The following is a 341-nucleotide window of genomic DNA, read 5'->3' as shown; positions in this document are numbered from 1 at the left end:
CACCTACGATACTCTGGGTCAAGTGGAAAACATGACTGTATCGGATGCATCTGGTAAGGAACTCTCTAAACTCTCTTACACCTATGACCTAGCCGGCAATAAACTGACCAGCACCGAGACAGTCGATGGCAAGGAGAGCCAGACACGCTTCACCTACGATGACCATAACCGCTTGACCAAGCTGGAAGGTCCAGATGGCACCATCACCTATACCTACGACAAGAATGGCAATCGCATCGCTTCTGAGAAGAACTCAGAAAAGCTAGACTACATCTACGATACAGAGAACCGCTTACTTGCGGTCAAGGACAAGAAGGGTCTGCTCATGGCTGCGCTTTATG

At 49.3% G+C, this 341-nt stretch carries 1 protein-coding gene; it reads left to right on the top strand.

Features of this window, described 5'->3' with window-relative positions:
• Positions 1 to 31: 31 nt before the first annotated feature.
• A partial coding sequence (locus tag B7709_RS00170; RefSeq protein ID WP_239822483.1) for an RHS repeat domain-containing protein occupies positions 32 to 341 on the top strand: 310 nt, incomplete at its 3' end.

Origin of the sequence: Streptococcus oralis subsp. dentisani (assembly GCF_002096335.1) — a bacterium.
Classification (GTDB): domain Bacteria; phylum Bacillota; class Bacilli; order Lactobacillales; family Streptococcaceae; genus Streptococcus; species Streptococcus oralis_Z.
Note: the sequence above shows the minus strand (reverse complement) of the source record. Positions and strands in the feature narration are given on the sequence as shown.